This window comes from Nostoc sp. PA-18-2419 (genome assembly GCF_005869855.1).
Lineage (GTDB): Bacteria > Cyanobacteriota > Cyanobacteriia > Cyanobacteriales > Nostocaceae > Nostoc.
In genome coordinates this window covers 304,656-321,549 of sequence record NZ_SZNH01000001.1, presented here as the reverse complement: position 1 = coordinate 321,549, position 16,894 = coordinate 304,656, and the positions used below count along the sequence as shown (strand labels likewise).

Sequence of the window (16,894 nt, the reverse complement as noted above, 5' to 3'; positions counted from 1 at the left end):
GTATTTTTCTTTACTATGGTTACTTGGAAAATCTTACTTAGGAGGAATGAATTTTCACAGGGTATGCCTCAAGCTAGATATAACAGACTATGAAGTTTTACTTATTAGTTAAGTAAATCTTTATAAGTATGCTAAAGGTAAAAGTTTAGTACTCCAAATCGAACTTGAATAAAATCTAATCAAAAGTTGCAGACAAAGTATAAATAGTATTCTTTGTGTTTAATTAACTATTCTGATTGTTGTAATAATGAATATTTGATTGACTTTTAACTTTTTAATGTTAAAAAGAAATAGAAATTTAGACACAGGAGAAAATCGTTATGACTACAGTTAACTTAGTACAGTTACAGAAAAATTTGAATGAAGTTACTTATCCACTAAGCAAACAAGATTTGCTTAGATATGCTGAAGAAAAAGGTATTGACGAGGGTGTTCTGCGAGCTTTGAAACAGTTGCCTTTAAGACAGTATGAAACTTTAGCTGACGTTACCAAAGCTTTAAGTGAAAGTGAATAAATAATTGTCGATTGGAATGGTAAAAAATAATAGCAACTAAATCGATTAATAATTGTTCTACTTCCCAGCCTATTGAGAAGAAATTTTGTTGTTGACATGATGCAGTTGTACTGTACCCCAACTACTTATTGGTTTGGTTACACTAGCAAAAGTTAGGGAGCATCATCTAGTTTTAAGAAGGGCTAGCCTTTTATCATCTCCACAACAGGTTAACTGCTAATTTTTACAGTCATATGCACGAACAAAGAACCCAGATTTATTTAAATACAGTTGCAGCACTGCTCAATTGTTCTACAAATGAGGAAGTGATGCATATATTAGCAGTTAACTCTTGTTGGATAGATGAAGAGTTTCTAATTGTAATGGCACAAGCCGCAGAGAACATAGCCTCTGTTGGTCGCAATCATACAGCAAATTGGTTACTCTCCTTAAGAAACAAGCTAGCTGCTGGTTTGCTAAAACAAGCAACTCCTTTGGAATTGGATCTTGAGCGACTTTTTTTAATTGAAGTGTTGGAGACAATTCAAAAAAATCCGAACACACAGATGGCGTACCTGTTATTAGTCGCAAATCAAGACAAGCTCAATGATAAATTGGCTGATGAGTTGCAGGCTTGGGCAAGGGATGTCTTGCCTAAAATGGAGGAAATAACAGGACTATGTACTGCACAAACTCTTGTCGATTTCAGTAACCTAATGAAGGAGTTTTCCGTAGGTAACTTAGAAATTAATATTGAGTTGGCAATTATCGGTTATCAAGTAGCTGCGACGCTGATTACACGCGATCGCTTTCCTTCTCAATGGGCAATTATACAAAATAATCTTGGGCTTGCTTACTCCAGTCGTCTTCGTGGTTCACTCGCCCATAATCGAGAACTGGCTATTTATTATTATACCCAAGCTTTGGAGGAACACACACGCGCACACTTTCCCTTTGACTGGGCAAGAGGGCAAAGTAATCTTGGGCTTGCCTACTCGGAACGTATTTATGGTATCAAAGCAGATAATTTAGAATTAGCTATTGGGTGCTACCAACAAGCATTACAAGAAAATATCCGTTCTCATTTCCCCCAAATATGGGCAAGAACACAAAACAATCTCGCAATTGCTTACTCAAACCGTGTTTATGGTAAAAAAGCTGAGAATGTAGAACTAGCGATTTCATGTTACAAACAAGCATTGCTAGAATACACGCTCTCTGGCTACCCAGAAATGTGGGCAGCTGTACACAATAATTTAGGGAATGCCTACTGCCGTCAGAGTGAAAATAAAGCAGAGAATCTGGAATTAGCAATTGAGTGCTATCAACAGGCTTTGCAGCAGTACAGCCGCGAACGCTTTCCCGAAACCTGGGCAAAAACGCAAAACCATCTAGGACTAGCTTTTTGCGAACGTCTCTATGGTTCAGTTGCCGAGAACTTGGAACGAGCAATACAATGCTTTAATCAAGCTTTGCAGGAATACACACAGCAAAACTTTCCCGAAATGTGGACACAGGTGCAAAATCATCTTGCACTTGCTTACAGCAAACGCCAAATTATTTAAGGTAGTTAGAATAATTATGGGTGACGCGGAGACTGCCTTCAAACCCTTATTTCATCATAGAACGAGATGCCGATCGCCCCTAGCGCGCAAATCCTTGTAAGGGACTGACAAATAAAAAAATATCCCATCCCTACGGGACGCTACGCGAACGCTTTTAGGGCAGAGGGCAGGGAGCTATTAGCAGGGAGGAGAGAAAGTCGTTTTGATGGGCGTGAAATTGAATAATTTATTTGTTGGAAGTTCCTAACTCTATCCTGGTAAGTATTCATGATTCGTGGATAAGTCTGTTAGGAATACTTTCACAACCACCGGGAATAGTATTTCTGGTTTTTTCACCACCCCAAGCGCAACAGTAGTAACGTGCAGACTCAGACATCCGTTGAACGTTAGTGAAATCGGCTTTTTCTACCACAGCGCCAGTATGTTCGCCTGTTTGATAATTTGGTGGCTCAGTACGACTGCGGGGTGATGCTTTATCTGCTACTCCGTAGAATAGCCTAACTCCGTTAAAGTCAGCACCAGTGAGATTAGCACCATATAAAATGGTACGTGAAAGGTTGGCTTTTACTAAGTCACACTCAGCCAGATTAGCGCGGACAAGATTAGCTTCGCTCAAGTCAGTCCAACGCAAATCAGTTCCGGAAAGGTCTGCTGCTGCAAGTATTACGCCTAAATCAATGACACGCACACCTTCTAATCGGTCTTCAGCATAACCACCCAGACCATCGAGAATCGCTCTACCTAATCGACGATCGCGTTTTAGGGGTGATAGCAACTTGGAACGTGAGAGAAAGCGAAGAATTTTTGCTTTCCCACTGCTATCAACACTACTTAAAATTGCCGCAGTGCGTCCTTCAGCGATCGCTCTTTCTTGAGGCCAATCTTCTAATAATCCTTCTTCATCTAAAACTAAGTCGGAAACACCTTGGAAATAAGAATCAATTGTTTGCTGCTGGGTGATAATATTTTGCTGGACGGTTAGCAGATTTTGCTGAATTGTCAAGTCTTTAGAAATAACGTATTGTCGCCAAGCTACGTAAACAGCAATGATGGCGATCAAAATTTGTCCTAAAGCGGCAAACCAATCTGCTAAAGTTCCGGCAATATCCCAGCTAATCTGGCGTCCTAAAACAAGTAGGCGATCGTGTATACCTGTGAACTTAATCAAGCCGAAGATGGCTATGATTAATCCCAAAAAGCCAACAAACAATGTCCGTTCTTGCGGTGAAAACCACTCTTCAAAAACTTCTACCAACCAAGGCAATAATATTGCTAGGGATAACACCAAAGTCACCAGTGTTCCGATCAGGCCTACGATCCAGTTATTGAAAATAATTCCGCTTAAAGTGGCAGCGATCGCTACGAAGATCAGCAGCAATGCTCTGGGCTTGACTGTGAATTGCTTGGCAATGGATTGTTTGAAGTCAGAACGAGCTTTTTTAAGAGCTGTTGTATTTTGGGAAGATTGCAAAGACGAAATAGCCGATAAGGCTTGTTGTGTTGCCAGTGCTTCTGAGGTGAGATGATTTTCAGTTACACCATCATCAAAGTCATCTGGCTGCAAGTCGTGTTCTGGAATAGGTTCTGGGGTTGGTAGATTTGAGGAATTAGATTCAATCGTCATGTCTTCTATTTTGCCCCAGTTGATTCAGTTCAACATCTGTTTTATCAGAAATTGCCCGCACTTCTAGTTAGTGGTGTCAAGTTTCCATTCGCTTGCAAAATTGAATTGCGATCGTTCAAGCATTAAGTTGGTAAATAAATTAACAATACTGACTTTCCTGCTCCCGCTAGCAGCTGCTCTTGACTTTTAACAAATGTACACGAAATATCCAATTTGAATTCTATGTGTATTAGTTTCATATTTAGAACTGGTACCAATTCATGATTACGAATTAGTATCAGTCCTATTATTTAGGAATTTGCTAGCAGTCGAAAGCGTTCCTGAATTTCTTTAATCGAAAATAATGCTTGAAAGTTCAACCCAGCTGACTGGTACAACTCTCCTCCTCCTTGGTGTCGGTCTACCAATGCAATTACTTGATTAACGGTATAACCTGCTGCTTGAAGACGCTCAACTGCTTTGAGAGCAGATTGCCCAGTTGTGACCACATCTTCCAAAACTACTATTTTTGCACCTTCTGGTAAATTAGGGCCTTCTATATAAGCTCTTGTTCCATAACCCTTGGCTTCTTTGCGAATAATCAGCGCTGGTATTGGTCGATTTTCATAAACCGAAACTACGCTCACTGCTGTAACAATTGGATCAGCACCCATTGTTAAACCTGCTACTGCTTGCGTATCTTCAGGTAGCAAAGGAAATAACAACCGTCCAACTGCCAAAGCTCCTTGGGGGTGGAGTGTTACCTGCATCTTATTTACGTAATAAGAACTACGTAGCCCAGAAGCGAGAACGAAATCACCCTCTTGATAAGCCAGTTGAGAAAATAAGTCTAAGAGCTTGTAGCGTAAGTTAGTCAAATCAGGAGTGGTTGCCCAAATATTTGAGTTGGTAAGAGTTTCAGTAGGATACGTCATTACAAAACATTAAAAGTTGTGCTACACCAAAGGTTGAACCGATCAAAGTTCTGAAATTAAGCATAAATTAAGATTCGCCAAAAATTTGAGGAGTAAGGAACGTGAGTATAAAATTAAAAACCTTTAGTGGTTTATTAATATTACTTGCTGCTAGTATTGGTTTTCCCTCTGTTGTAGCCGCTCAAACACAAACACCCAAGAGTCAAACTACAAATGATGTATTTGAACGGGCATTTTTTCAACACGATCGCAATTTTTATGAAAATGGTGGCCTCAAGCGTCAACTAGACTCATTCTTCGGATCTGGTTCCGGTTTTGGTGGTTCTTTCCCAGAAAATGAAATAGCCCACGATGCTGAGTTGGTTAATACTTTATATCATGATGTCCTGACTCAGCAAGCAAGCAACGATCCATATATTCGCACTCCTGATTTACCAAATCCTTATGACACATCGTTAATGATGTCTCCCCGCTTGAATACCAACAAGCTCAAAGTTGGAACTGAATTCAAGTTTTAAATACCACCTTGATAGGACTGAGAGTGGGGAATCCTGTAAGGATGGAGTAGCAGGGCGAAATCATCTCCCCATCTTCCCCATCTCCTGATGCCCCATATCCCTATATTTTTAGACAATTTAGTGCGCCCTGCTGGAATCGAACCAGCCTGAAGGCGAATTATGAGTTCGCTGCCTCCCCAATCGGCCAAAGGCGCTCATTTTGTTGGGTTTAAAGTTGCTATCAGCTAATTAATTAAACCCTGAAGTTAACTTTATTTGCTAATTTTAGAGTAAGGTATACTACCTTTGCCATCTTAATTTCAGCAAACCCCCTGATTTTAGCACAAATATATTACCTGTGAATACTCGACAATAGTTTCCTAGATTTTTATACTACATAATCTAATCATAAAATAGTGCAAACTAATATTGATTAAGTTGCTTTAAGAATTAAGGTGTAAAGCTTCATTTTTCTTAAAAACCAGCATTTTTGTGCGTTAGCTTGTCAGCAATGAAAATAAATTCTACTGTACTTCTTACTTTGACTTTGTTATTCCTAATGTTAGGAGCAGGTTCTGTAAGCGCCTTTTTGGGGTTTGAACTGGGAAGTTCAGCACTTAAAGGCGTTACTACACCAGATGGGCGTCCCACAACTAAATTTGCCAGCACTAAAACAAATAACTCTCAACAGGGAGGGGTAGCGTTATTAAAAGAGCAAGACATCCTAAAAATTGTTAAGGCACGAATTGAGGGCAAGACCAAGGCTGCTAAATCCCAAAAGCTTGAGGAAGATGATGAAGAAACTAATACTAGCAAGCAAAAGCCAGAGGAAAAACCTCCACAAGTGGTTGAAGAAAAACCGCAGCCAGGTTTTCCAGTGGTTGCCCAGAGTGAAGGTGTGACCATGTCTGTGCAATCTGCCCGTTACTCTGGTGGAGATTTGCTCCTGAAAGTAAAAATGCAGAACAAAGGTAAGGATTCTGTGCGTTTTTTGTATAGTTTTTTAGATGTTACCGATGATAAAGGACGAACCTTAAGCGCTAGTACAGAAGGTTTACCCACAGAATTGCCTGCCAATGGCCCAACATTTTCAGGTACGGTAAGCATTCCCACAGCTTTACTTGATGATGTCAAGAAAATATCACTTGCTTTGACTGATTATCCCGCTCAAGAATTAAAGCTAGAGGCATCGAATATTCCTGTAGAAAGGTAGGAAGAGTGCTGGGGATAAGGGGTAATGGGGACTAGGGATTGGGGACTAGGGACTGAAAAATTCTTTTCTAGTACCCAATACCCAGTCTCCAGTCCCCCTGAATGGAGGACGTGAATTTTACACGAGCTTTGGCAGTGAGTGGTTTTCCTAATTTAATTTGGACAGATGCAGGGCTGCGATTGTTGTCAGTTTTACTGCTGATTGCCATAAATGCCTTTTTTGTAACGGCGGAATTTTCGATGGTGAGCGTGCGGCGATCGCGTATTCACCAGCTAGTTAAAGCTGGGGATGTGCCAGCACTGGCAGTAGAAATGCTTCAACGCAGTATTGACCGACTGCTATCTACCACCCAGTTAGGTATCACTCTTTCTAGTTTGGCTCTGGGATGGATTGGAGAAAGTACAATTGTCGTGCTGGTGAATGCATGGTTAAAATCCTGGCCTCTACCCAGTGGGATCACTACCTTCATTGCCCATTCTTTATCAATTCCCATCGCCTTTTTCTTAATTGCCTATTTGCAAATTGTTTTAGGAGAATTATGTCCTAAATCATTGGCGATGCTGTATTCAGAACAGCTAGCTCGATTTTTAGGGCCTTTGATCAAAGCGATCGTGCGTTTTTTTAGCCCCTTCATTTGGATTCTCAACCAATCAACTCATTGCTTACTGCGAATTTTTGGTATCGAATACACAGGTCAAGGCTGGAAGCCGCCTATCACCCCGGAAGAATTACAAGTGATTATCTCTACAGAATGGGGGTCTACAGGTTTACAACGTGCAGAGCGAGAACTGCTAAATAATATTTTTGAGTTTGGGGATGTGATGGCTCATGCTGTAATGATCCCCCGCACCAGTATTGTAGCGCTGCCAAAAGATGCTACCTTCGAGACATTACTCAAAGAAATGGCTACTACTGGTTACTCCCGCTATCCTGTAATTGGTGGGTCTTTGGACGATGTTCGCGGCATTGTTTATTTTAAAGATTTGGCACAACCTTTAGCTGTAGGAAAGCTAACTTTAGAAACACAGATCCAACCTTGGATGCGTCCTGCTCGGTTTGTTCCAGAACACACGCCCTTGAGTGAACTTTTGCCGATGATGCAGCAAGAGAAACCAGCTATGGTCATGGTAGTTAATGAATTTGGCGGTACTGTAGGACTCGTGACCATCAAAGACGTGATTGCCGAAATCATTGGCGACGCTAGCGAACCTGAAAACAACGACGATTTGCTAATTCAAATGTTGGATGAGCAGAAATTTCTGGTGCAGGCACAAATTAACCTCGAAGACCTCAACGAAGTATTAAATCTCGATTTACCCTTGACAAGAGAATACCAAACACTGGGAGGTTTTTTGCTGTATCAATTACAGAAAATTCCTGCCAAAGGCGAAACCTTCTATTATCAAAATCTCGAATTCACTGTGATGTCAGTTATCGGACCACGCCTGCATCAAATTCAATTGCGACGTTTAGAAGAGTTAGGAGTTAGGAATAACTGATAACTCAAGAAGCATATGTCAGGGGATCGACAAGTCCCAATTCGGCAAAAGCTGCTAGCCGCAAACGACAAGAATCACACACACCGCAGGCGACATCACCACCAGCATAACAAGACCAAGTTAGTTCCCAAGGAACTCCCAATTGGTTACCTAGTTGAATGATTTCAGTTTTTTTTAGGTTAATCAGGGGTGGAACAATATCAATTGGTTGTCCCTCGCGTCCTTGTTTAGTTCCCAGCCGAAAAACTTCTTGCATGGCTTGGATATAATCGGGGCGACAGTCAGGATATCCTGAGTAATCTAAGGCATTGACGCCGATATAGACACGCTCACCTGAGATCGCTTCGGCGTAACTCAGGGCAAAGCTTAAAAATATTGTATTACGAGCCGGAACATAAGTAACAGGAATATTTTGAGCCATTTCATCCAGGGTACGCTTCTGGGGTAAATCAATAGTGTCGTCTGTAAGTGCCGAACCACCCCATTGTCGTAAATCAAAATTGACCACCTGATGTTTTACGATCCCAGCCTTTTGAGCAATCAGCACGGCTGAGTGTAACTCTCGTCGGTGTCGCTGCTGATAATCAAAAGAAATAGCATGACATTCACAACCATCTTCTATCTTTGCTTTGTACAAAATTGTGGAAGAGTCCAATCCTCCAGATAACAAAATTACGGCTTTCATATCGCTTGTAAATTTTGGATTTCAAATTACCAAATTACACTTCAACAAGATGCTAACAAGCAATGCCAAAAACACTCTTAACTTCTATGAGTGATTGTGAACACCTTTGCACCCTAGATATTCCAACAAACAATCCATACCAGTTTCTCTTAAAAAGCGGTGCGATGTCTTCTCTTGTGTGCCAGAGGCTACGCCAATGAGACGCTCTTGCTAGCTTGCTTCTTTGCAGGAGTACGACAAGACACGAACTGTCTACGACAGATGTTGCAAATAATCATCCAAAAATCATTTCAGGTAATCAGTGGCAGTAATTCCCTATACCATTTTTTCTCAAAAAAAGCATAGGTATTACTCGTCTATTATTTTGTAATGTTAATACTCTCAATTCGATATCGAGCTACTAATTAATTGTCTAACTCAATCTTAAGCAAAATCCCAGCACAAAAAACCGACCCTGAGAATTTTCCAGAATTTATACTTAAGTCTTACCGAATATTCTAAAGTTAATAAAAAGACATACATTTTTTTCTATAAAATGCAAAGTGCAAACCAAAGCCGAAGTATCCATACAAAAGATAGCTGGATTGCGGGAACCGATCGCAAACTTTGAAATTCTTCATAAACATAGCCTCTATGTTACCATCTGGATGGTTTTAGACGGATCGTAACTGGCTTTTTTTGTATAAACGCCAACGGCCGTAGCGTCTCTAAATTTGGTGGTTGAGGAGAGAATAATAGTGCAAAATAGCATGTCACTGGCAGAACCGAATCCATATACACAGCGCAACCAGCCACGACCAATCCGCATAGGCGTGATTGGGGTGGGTAACATGGGACAACACCACGCTCGCGTCCTGAGTTCAATGAAAGATGTTGAACTAGTCGGCGTGGCAGATATAAACGTCGAACGAGGGTTAGAAACTGCCAGCAAGTACAAAGTGCGTTTTTTTGAAGACTACTGTGACTTGCTACCCCTGGTGGAAGCAGTTTGTATTGCTGTTCCCACCCGTTTGCATTACGCCGTGGGCATTAGCTGTTTGTTAGCGGGAATTCATGTTTTAATTGAAAAACCGATCGCAGCCAGTATTTCTGAAGCAGAATCCCTAGTAAATGCTGCTGCTGAGTCTCAATGTATCCTCCAAGTAGGTCATATCGAGCGCTTCAATCCAGCATTTAGGGAACTTAGCCAAGTGCTAAAAACAGAAGAATTACTGGCATTAGAAGCCCACCGCATGAGTCCTTACTCAGATCGAGCAAACGATGTTTCGGTTGTCCTGGATTTAATGATTCATGACATTGATTTACTTCTAGAATTAGCAGCTTCCCCAGTGACCAAATTGACCGCTAGCGGTAGCCGTGCCCTAGATTCCGGTTATTTAGATTACGTAACTGCCACCTTAGGCTTTGCTAATGGCATAGTCGCTACCCTTACTGCTAGTAAAGTCACTCATCGCAAAATTCGCCGGATTGTTGCCCACTGCAAAAATTCATTTACTGAGGCAGATTTTCTCAAGAATGAAATTTTGATTCACCGACAAACAAATCCTAACTCTCTTACCGACCATCGACAACTACTTTACAGGCAGGATGGTGTGATTGAAAAAGTCTACACCAGCAATGTTCAACCTCTGAGTGCAGAATTAGAACATTTCGTCAACTGCGTACACGGTGGCAATCAACCCTCAGTAGGTGGCGAACAAGCTCTCAAAGCCTTGAGATTGGCCAGTTTAATTGAGCAGATGGCACTGGAAGAAAGAGTTTGGAATCCTTTAGACTGGCAATCGGAACCAAGAGTACAATCATTGACGCCGACAGTCTAGAACTAAAGGAGCTTCAGGTGCTTCAAGGGCAGGGGACAAGAGGAGTAGCGAAGCACACAAGTATAGGGTAGGGAAGCTTCAGGGGAGAATAATAACTCTTAACTCCTCACCAGAGCAAAGCTTTCCTGGCTTTGCTCCTAACTCAATACTCCCAATGTCCCAATACCTAATTCTCAGAACAGAACTCTACATTATATTTTTAAATTTGTCATAAAGTCTTTCGATCCTCCCTAGTCCTTTTAAAAACCAAGCTAAGGAGGATCTAATTAATTAGAAAACAAAACCTAGTTACCATGTCTGTGATTCTGTTCTCAGTTGCAAAACTAATTTTTAGTGTAGCTGAGTTACGTTGACTCTAACAAGGACAGATAGTTACAGCCGTTTGCAAGTAAGTGGGTAGGTGGTTTACAAAACCCAGGACTCAAAATCAAAGATACAGAGTTTGGTGTCTTTTACCTCCTAGCTCAAAACCTCTAACTTTGTACTTCACACTAAAGAAAATTGCTCTAAATTTTGAGAAAGCTAACATTGAATTTAGTAAAAAAATAAGTACAGTAATTTTTAGGGTTCGACCCAATGCTTGAATGGATAACTAATACTATCAACTCTTTGGGCTATTGGGGAATCGCCCTACTGATGTTTCTAGAAAATCTCTTTCCCCCCATTCCTTCAGAATTGATTATGCCACTGGCTGGATTTACGGCAAGTCCATATCAACCTGGCGGGGCAAAGCTCAATTTCATTGGTGTATTTTTTGCAGGACTTTTGGGTTCTGTATTAGGGGCACTTATTTGGTACTATCCAGGTAAGTTTTTGGGCGAAAAGCGTTTGCAAGCTTGGGCTGACAAATATGGGAAATGGCTGGCTATATCTAGTAAAGATATTACTAAGGCTAAAAGCTGGTTTGACCGACAAGGTACCAAAGCAGTATTCATTGGTCGTCTTRTACCAGGAATCCGTACTTTGATTTCTGTTCCTGCAGGAATCGGCAATATGCACTTGTTGCCATTTGTGTTTTACACAACCTTAGGTAGCGCTGCTTGGGTGGGTTTGCTAACATACTCAGGATATATATTGGGTAGTCAGTATGAACTTGTGGATAAGTATCTTGCTCCTGTGTCCAAAATTGTGCTTGGGGGTTTGGTTCTAACATTTGTTTTCTGGATATTCAAGCAACAACTCAGACGCACCAGAAGATAAACAGAGGTACTTTTGGTTTGAAAGCAGTGAAAGCAGGGGTTACATCTGACCAAAATTCGCCTACACTATGCCAAATAATACTAGATGTGCAATTGCCAGAATTAATTTTTGGCGTATTTCTAGCTACACTTGACGCAACCTAGAATTTCTGGTTGCTCGCATTTTTGTAAGATGAGCATGACAACTTTTTACAGTTAAGTTAGAACTAGGAGCTTTCATGACAGACCAACCTTCCGCCGCCACCCCCATTAATGCCGCTGCCATACCGATGAATAGAGTATCGGCATCAACTCCCATAAATGCTGTTAATCCTGCAAAGCCAGCGACAACTTCAGGCAAAACTATTCTCAGTGTTGATTTAGGCAGAACTTCTACAAAAACTTGTGTAAGTCGCGAACCCGGTAGTGTAGTGTTTGTACCTGCCAACGTCAAGCAGATGTCAATAGAACAAGTACGCGGTGGTGTATTTGAAGCCCGCGCTACTGACCCTTTGATGGATTTGTGGCTGGAATATCAAGGCAACGGATATGCTGTAGGTCAGTTAGCAGCAGATTTTGGAGCGAATTTAGGAGTAGGGCAATCTAAGGTAGAGGCTGCACTGATAAAAGTGTTAGCAAGTGCTGGCTACTTCAAACTCAAAGACGATATTTCAGTTGTTTTGGGTCTGCCTTTTCTTTCTCTAGAGCAATTTGAAAAGGAAAAAGCACAGTTAATCAGCCAAGTAGGTGGGCCTCATTTGTTAAACTTCCGAGGCGAATCTGTCTCCTTGAACGTGAATAAGGTTTGGGTGATGCCAGAAGGCTACGGCAGCTTGCTATGGTCTGAAGCTCAACCGAAGAAAAGCCCCGGCAGTCCAGATTTTACAAAAATATCGGTGGCGATCGTTGATATCGGGCATCAAACTGTCGATCTCTTGATGGTAGATAACTTCCGCTTTGCCAGAGGTGCTTCTAGGAGTGAAGACTTTGGGATGAATAAGTTTTATGAATTGGTGGCTGCCGAAATTGAGGGAGCAGATAGTCAATCTCTAGCCTTAATTTCTGCTGTCAATAAACCCAAGGGCGAACGCTTTTACCGTCCGAAAGGCGCTAGCAAGCCCGCCAACTTAGACGATTTTCTACCAAATCTCATAGAGATGTTTTCCCGGGAAATTTGCAGCCGTGTGCTAGCCTGGTTGCCAGAACGTGTTACTGATGTGATTCTCACTGGCGGGGGTGGTGAGTTTTTCTGGGAAGATGTTCAACGTCTGCTCAAGGAAGCAAAGATTAATGCTCATTTATCTGCACCTTCCCGGCAGGCGAATGCTTTAGGGCAGTATATTTATGGAGAGGCGCAATTGTCCGCCGTTCGCGCTGCTAGGGCTTAAAACTAATGTTCCAATGGTCAAAAAAGGTAGTTAAATCCGTCACGTTCAACCCAGGGCTTGCTGATGAAAGCTTGTTAGCACAAGTGGAAAGTTATTTGGAGAAACAACCCGACAAAACTTTCAGTGACCTATGTAAAGAAGCACTGTGGCAATCCTTATGTGTACCGGAATCTGTACGACCTGCTCCAAAAACAGCAGCAACAACAACACCGATTGAACAACAAATCGGCGAGCTGCAACGTCAAGTAGCTGGCCTTGAGGAACGTTTTTTTGCCAAGGGATCTAATCGTTTGGAGGCGATGGAACACCACCTACTGCAACTTTCTCAACAAGTTGCACAACTGGCACTCATAGTCAATGAGCGATCGCTAATTCAGTCTCCAACTCCAATAGAAGTAGTAAATAATACTTCTTATACTATTCCTGCCCCTCCTCAAGAGGTTGACCCTGTAATCAGTCGCCTTAGTCAGTTTCTCGATGATTTTTAAGAAAAAATCAGGTTTTTGAGCAGTTTTTGCTGCTGTCATCAATCCTTAATAGTCTTTACTATTAAGGATTATTAATATTTATCCATATTTTTTAAAAATTAGATTTCTAACGGCAAGCCGCTTTGGGTTTTTGCAACTAATTAAGTTTAGTAAAAAAAGCGATCACACATACATTTTTACCGTGCGCTCAGCGCTTTAACTGAGATAGCAAGAAGCCTCTGACCTACTTAAAGGAAAGTGCTGAGATGAATTGCACGTGAGTTGACGACAGTCCTGCCCTCAATCTGCAATAGTAGATACCTCAGAACAGGCTAGAGAAGACTTAAGAAATATAAAAAGCAGAAAAAATATTACTCAGGTAAGAAAAAATCCTATACCTTTAAAATTATTATCAACAGTAATTGTATGAAGTCATGATTATTAAGTTGGAAATGACTGAGTAGACAATTGGCGATCGCTGATTGAAATTCAGTCACAGAGCGGACTTAGTATTCTTGGGAGATATCTAGTAGGTAATACAAAAATGATTTTCCCTCTGTTGATAAATACTTGCGATCCAAAAGCAGAAGAAGGAGCAGGAGATGCACGTGCAGCTTATAGATTACATCAGGGACTACTTAAGTTAGGAATTAATTCCCAGATGTTAGTCCAAGATAAGAAAATTGATGATCCAACTGTAATCTCTTATCCCAAAAAATTAGGCCAAATAATATCGAAAGTTCGTCCTTCTTTGGATGCTTTACCGCTAAAACTTTATGGTCATAGCAAACGCAATCCTATATATATGCGCTTACAGTGGCTCCCCAATAATCTTACCTCGCAAATTGCTACTCTTAATCCAGATATTATTAATCTCCATTGGATATGTGACGGATTTGTGCCAATTGAAGCTCTGGCAAGGTTTAATAAACCTATTGTTTGGACATTCCATGATTTGTGGGCATTCACTGGAGGATGCTGCTATAGCAAAGAGTGTGATCGCTATACAAAATCCTGTGGAAATTGTCCTCTACTCTGTAGTAACCAAACTTTTGATTTATCGAGTTGGGTTTGGAGGCGCAAAGCTAAAGCATGGCAAAATCTCAAATTGACGATTGTCACCCCTAGCAAGTGGCTTGCTGAATGTGCTCAGTCAAGTTCACTATTTCAAAATAGTCAGATAAAAGTTATTCCCAACGGGTTAGATATTGGCATATATAAACCAATTGAGCGTCAAACAGCAAGAAACTTACTTAAGCTACCGCAAAATAAGCAATTGCTTTTATTCGGAGCGCTCAACGCAACTGGTAACAAGAGAAAGGGATTCCATCTACTGCAAGGAGCATTGCAAAAGTTAAGCTCTAGTGAGTGGAAAAACAAGATAGAACTCATTGTTTTTGGTGCATCTCAACCGTCCAATCCAGTTGAGCTTGGTTTCAAGGTATATTATCAGGGCAAAATCTCTGATGAAAATAAGTTGGCACTTCTTTATTCAGCAGCTGATGTGATGATTGTGCCATCAATTGAAGAAGCTTTTGGACAAACGGCTTCTGAATCTCTAGCTTGTGGCACACCTGTAGTTTCTTTTGATTCGACAGGTTTAAAAGATATTGTTGATCACCAAAAGAATGGCTATCGAGCTAAGTGTTTTAGTGATGAGGACTTAGCAAATGGAATTATTTGGACGATTGAGAACAAACAGCGACATGAAAAACTCTGCGATCGCGCTCGTGAGCAAGCCAAACAAAAATTTAATTTGGAACTAATTACACGTTCTTACTTGTCTGTGTATGAAGAAGCACGCACCCAATTTAGTTTAACTTTAACGACTTAAAGACCTTGAGTGCAAACGTCTTCGCCGTCAATAGCCTTGAGTTACCGTGCGTTTGTCCGCTCTAGATTCAGAAATTCACTCGCTTTTGTGTTAAAACAGCCGAATATTCCTACTAGATGTTAATACTAGATTCTTTTTTTACTTTGTACACTGTATAAATGCTAGAATCCTCAGGTAGACAGTTAGGATACTTAGATGGCAGTTGTAGCTAACTCAATCAAGTTTGGTACAGACGGCTGGCGGGGCGTTATTGGAGATGAATTCACCTTTGAACGCCTAGCCCTAGTCGCGCCTGTCGCTGCAAAAGTACTATATGATACATACTATTCTACGGTGGGTAGCCAGACAATAATTGTCGGTTATGATCGCCGATTTATGGCGGAAGATTTTGCTCGTGCTGTCGCCGATGCTGTCACCGCTGTCGGATTTGATGTTTTACTCAGTGAAACCTATGCCCCAACTCCGGCTTTTAGTTGGGCAGCAAAACAACTCAATGCCTTAGGAGCACTAGTAATTACAGCCAGTCATAATCCGGGCGCATATTTAGGCTTAAAAGTCAAAGGATATTTCGGTGGCTCGGTATCGCCAGAAGTCACAAAGGAGATAGAAGCACTGTTGGTTGAAGGAGTACCACCCGCAGCTACCCCAGGCAAGCAAGAGAAGTTCGATCCTTGGCCGAGTTACACCCAAGCACTAGAACGTAAAGTTGATATTGCCAAGATTAGAGAAGCGATCGCCTCTGGGAAACTGACGGTATTTGCTGATGTTATGCATGGCGCTGCGGCTGGTGGATTGGGAAAACTATTAGGGGATAAGGTTAAAGAAATTAACAGCGAACGTGATCCCCTATTTGGTGGCGGTGCGCCGGAACCTTTACCAAAATACCTTTCCAAACTATTTGAAGTTATCAAAACTCACCGAGAAACAAATAAATCAAGTTTATCTGTAGGATTGGTATTTGATGGAGACTGCGATCGGATCGCGGCTGTAAACGGGGAAGCTAACTTCTTGAGTTCTCAAGTGTTAATTCCGATATTAATTGACCACTTAACCCTGCGGCGAGGCTTTAAGGGTGAAATAGTCAAAACTGTCAGTGGTTCTGACTTGATGCCCCTTGTGGCAGCACTACATAACCTGTCAGTATTTGAGACAGCAGTTGGTTATAAATACATTGCTGACAGAATGTTAGCAGCAGAAGTTTTATTAGGTGGTGAAGAGTCGGGAGGAATTGGCTATGGCAGTCATATTCCCGAACGTGATGCCCTGCTGTCAGCATTGTATGTCCTAGAGGCGATTGTAGAATCAGGTTTAGATTTGGGTGAATATTATCGCCACTTACAGCAACAGACAGGATTTAACTCAGCATATGATCGCATTGATTTACCCTTAGCCAGTATGGAAGTGCGATCGCGTCTTTTACAACAACTACAAACTACACCCTTAACAGAAATTGCTGGAAAAGCAGTAATTGATTGCCAAACAATTGACGGCTACAAATACCGTCTTGCTGACAAAAGTTGGTTAATGATTCGTTTTAGCGGAACTGAGCCCGTTTTACGCCTTTACTGCGAAGCCCCAACCCTTGAGCAAGTGCATCAAACTCTTGCTTGGGCGAAACAGTGGGCAGAGTAAAATTAGTTATTAGTTATTTGTTCTTCGTCATTTGTCCTCTGTTACAAAGTTATGAGCAGAGGTTTCCTGCGTATCAGACTTTGC

At 41.4% G+C, this 16,894-nt stretch carries 15 protein-coding genes and 1 tRNA gene; 12 read left to right on the top strand and 4 right to left on the bottom strand.

Annotated elements, in window-relative coordinates:
- The first annotated feature begins 320 nt into the window (after positions 1-320).
- Together FCR06_RS01470 and FCR06_RS01465 are read left to right on the top strand one after the other, a co-directional pair.
- On the top strand, positions 321-515 hold the full coding sequence (locus tag FCR06_RS01470) for a DUF2795 domain-containing protein (protein WP_138497079.1): 195 nt from the start codon (positions 321-323) through the stop codon (positions 513-515).
- Between the two features lie 233 nt (positions 516-748).
- Entirely contained in the window at positions 749-2,059 is a 1,311-nt protein-coding gene (locus tag FCR06_RS01465) for a tetratricopeptide repeat protein (protein ID WP_138497078.1), read from the top strand.
- A 265-nt stretch (positions 2,060-2,324) separates the two neighbouring features.
- On the opposite strand, the gene FCR06_RS01460 is transcribed toward FCR06_RS01465, so the two are convergent.
- The gene (locus FCR06_RS01460; protein ID WP_138497077.1) at positions 2,325-3,683 is read right to left on the bottom strand and encodes a pentapeptide repeat-containing protein; all 1,359 of its coding nucleotides are present in this window, start codon (positions 3,681-3,683) and stop codon (positions 2,325-2,327) included.
- A 290-nt stretch (positions 3,684-3,973) separates the two neighbouring features.
- Positions 3,974-4,597, bottom strand: coding sequence for an orotate phosphoribosyltransferase (gene pyrE, locus FCR06_RS01455; RefSeq protein ID WP_138497076.1), 624 nt, complete (start codon positions 4,595-4,597; stop codon positions 3,974-3,976).
- A gap of 101 nt (positions 4,598-4,698) precedes the next feature.
- Between pyrE and FCR06_RS01450 the strand changes: the two genes are divergently transcribed.
- Positions 4,699-5,115, top strand: a complete 417-nt coding sequence (locus FCR06_RS01450; protein ID WP_138497075.1) for a hypothetical protein — start codon at positions 4,699-4,701, stop codon at positions 5,113-5,115.
- Between the two features lie 121 nt (positions 5,116-5,236).
- Here the strand turns inward: FCR06_RS01450 and FCR06_RS01445 are convergent.
- Positions 5,237-5,309, bottom strand: a tRNA-Ile gene (locus FCR06_RS01445).
- 296 nt (positions 5,310-5,605) lie between these two features.
- Here FCR06_RS01445 and FCR06_RS01440 point away from each other — a divergent pair.
- Together FCR06_RS01440 and FCR06_RS01435 are read left to right on the top strand one after the other, a co-directional pair.
- Complete coding sequence (locus FCR06_RS01440) at positions 5,606-6,307, top strand: hypothetical protein (protein ID WP_138497074.1); 702 nt, start codon at positions 5,606-5,608, stop codon at positions 6,305-6,307.
- A gap of 101 nt (positions 6,308-6,408) precedes the next feature.
- A complete protein-coding gene (locus FCR06_RS01435) occupies positions 6,409-7,806 on the top strand; it encodes a hemolysin family protein (RefSeq protein WP_189523293.1) in 1,398 nt (465 codons plus the stop codon).
- 4 nt (positions 7,807-7,810) lie between these two features.
- Here FCR06_RS01435 and queC read toward each other — a convergent pair whose 3' ends face one another.
- The gene (gene queC / locus FCR06_RS01430) at positions 7,811-8,491 is read right to left on the bottom strand and encodes a 7-cyano-7-deazaguanine synthase QueC (protein WP_138497072.1); all 681 of its coding nucleotides are present in this window, start codon (positions 8,489-8,491) and stop codon (positions 7,811-7,813) included.
- Between the two features lie 542 nt (positions 8,492-9,033).
- Between queC and FCR06_RS34140 the strand changes: the two genes are divergently transcribed.
- The 7 genes from FCR06_RS34140 to FCR06_RS01400 all read left to right on the top strand — a co-directional run bounded on the left by FCR06_RS34140 (position 9,034) and on the right by FCR06_RS01400 (position 16,810).
- Positions 9,034-9,159 (top strand): hypothetical protein, encoded by a 126-nt coding sequence (locus tag FCR06_RS34140; protein ID WP_262984635.1) that lies wholly within the window; start codon positions 9,034-9,036, stop codon positions 9,157-9,159.
- Positions 9,160-9,228: 69 nt separating this feature from the next.
- The gene (locus FCR06_RS01425; protein ID WP_138497071.1) at positions 9,229-10,311 is read left to right on the top strand and encodes a Gfo/Idh/MocA family protein; all 1,083 of its coding nucleotides are present in this window, start codon (positions 9,229-9,231) and stop codon (positions 10,309-10,311) included.
- Positions 10,312-10,887: 576 nt separating this feature from the next.
- Complete coding sequence (locus FCR06_RS01420) at positions 10,888-11,511, top strand: DedA family protein (RefSeq protein WP_138497070.1); 624 nt, start codon at positions 10,888-10,890, stop codon at positions 11,509-11,511.
- A gap of 217 nt (positions 11,512-11,728) precedes the next feature.
- Entirely contained in the window at positions 11,729-12,877 is a 1,149-nt protein-coding gene (locus FCR06_RS01415; protein WP_138497069.1) for a ParM/StbA family protein, read from the top strand.
- A 5-nt stretch (positions 12,878-12,882) separates the two neighbouring features.
- A complete protein-coding gene (locus tag FCR06_RS01410; protein WP_138497068.1) occupies positions 12,883-13,365 on the top strand; it encodes a plasmid segregation centromere-binding protein ParR in 483 nt (160 codons plus the stop codon).
- A 523-nt stretch (positions 13,366-13,888) separates the two neighbouring features.
- Positions 13,889-15,178 (top strand): glycosyltransferase family 4 protein, encoded by a 1,290-nt coding sequence (locus FCR06_RS01405; protein ID WP_138497067.1) that lies wholly within the window; start codon positions 13,889-13,891, stop codon positions 15,176-15,178.
- 195 nt (positions 15,179-15,373) lie between these two features.
- Positions 15,374-16,810: a phosphoglucomutase/phosphomannomutase family protein gene (locus tag FCR06_RS01400; RefSeq protein ID WP_138497066.1), complete on the top strand. Its 1,437-nt coding sequence runs from the start codon at positions 15,374-15,376 to the stop codon at positions 16,808-16,810.
- Positions 16,811-16,894 lie beyond the last annotated feature (84 nt).

Excerpts from the sequence above, each read along its gene's own strand:
- FCR06_RS01470 (WP_138497079.1), top strand. The coding sequence starts at position 321 with ATGACTACAGTTAACTTAGTACAGTTACAGAAAAATTTGAATGAAGTT.
- FCR06_RS01465 (WP_138497078.1), top strand. The coding sequence starts at position 749 with ATGCACGAACAAAGAACCCAGATTTATTTAAATACAGTTGCAGCACTG.
- FCR06_RS01460 (WP_138497077.1), bottom strand. The coding sequence starts at position 3,683 with ATGACGATTGAATCTAATTCCTCAAATCTACCAACCCCAGAACCTATT.
- pyrE (WP_138497076.1), bottom strand. The coding sequence starts at position 4,597 with ATGACGTATCCTACTGAAACTCTTACCAACTCAAATATTTGGGCAACC.
- FCR06_RS01440 (WP_138497074.1), top strand. The coding sequence starts at position 5,606 with ATGAAAATAAATTCTACTGTACTTCTTACTTTGACTTTGTTATTCCTA.
- FCR06_RS01435 (WP_189523293.1), top strand. The coding sequence starts at position 6,409 with ATGGAGGACGTGAATTTTACACGAGCTTTGGCAGTGAGTGGTTTTCCT.
- queC (WP_138497072.1), bottom strand. The coding sequence starts at position 8,491 with ATGAAAGCCGTAATTTTGTTATCTGGAGGATTGGACTCTTCCACAATT.
- FCR06_RS01415 (WP_138497069.1), top strand. The coding sequence starts at position 11,729 with ATGACAGACCAACCTTCCGCCGCCACCCCCATTAATGCCGCTGCCATA.
- FCR06_RS01410 (WP_138497068.1), top strand. The coding sequence starts at position 12,883 with ATGTTCCAATGGTCAAAAAAGGTAGTTAAATCCGTCACGTTCAACCCA.
- FCR06_RS01405 (WP_138497067.1), top strand. The coding sequence starts at position 13,889 with ATGATTTTCCCTCTGTTGATAAATACTTGCGATCCAAAAGCAGAAGAA.
- FCR06_RS01400 (WP_138497066.1), top strand. The coding sequence starts at position 15,374 with ATGGCAGTTGTAGCTAACTCAATCAAGTTTGGTACAGACGGCTGGCGG.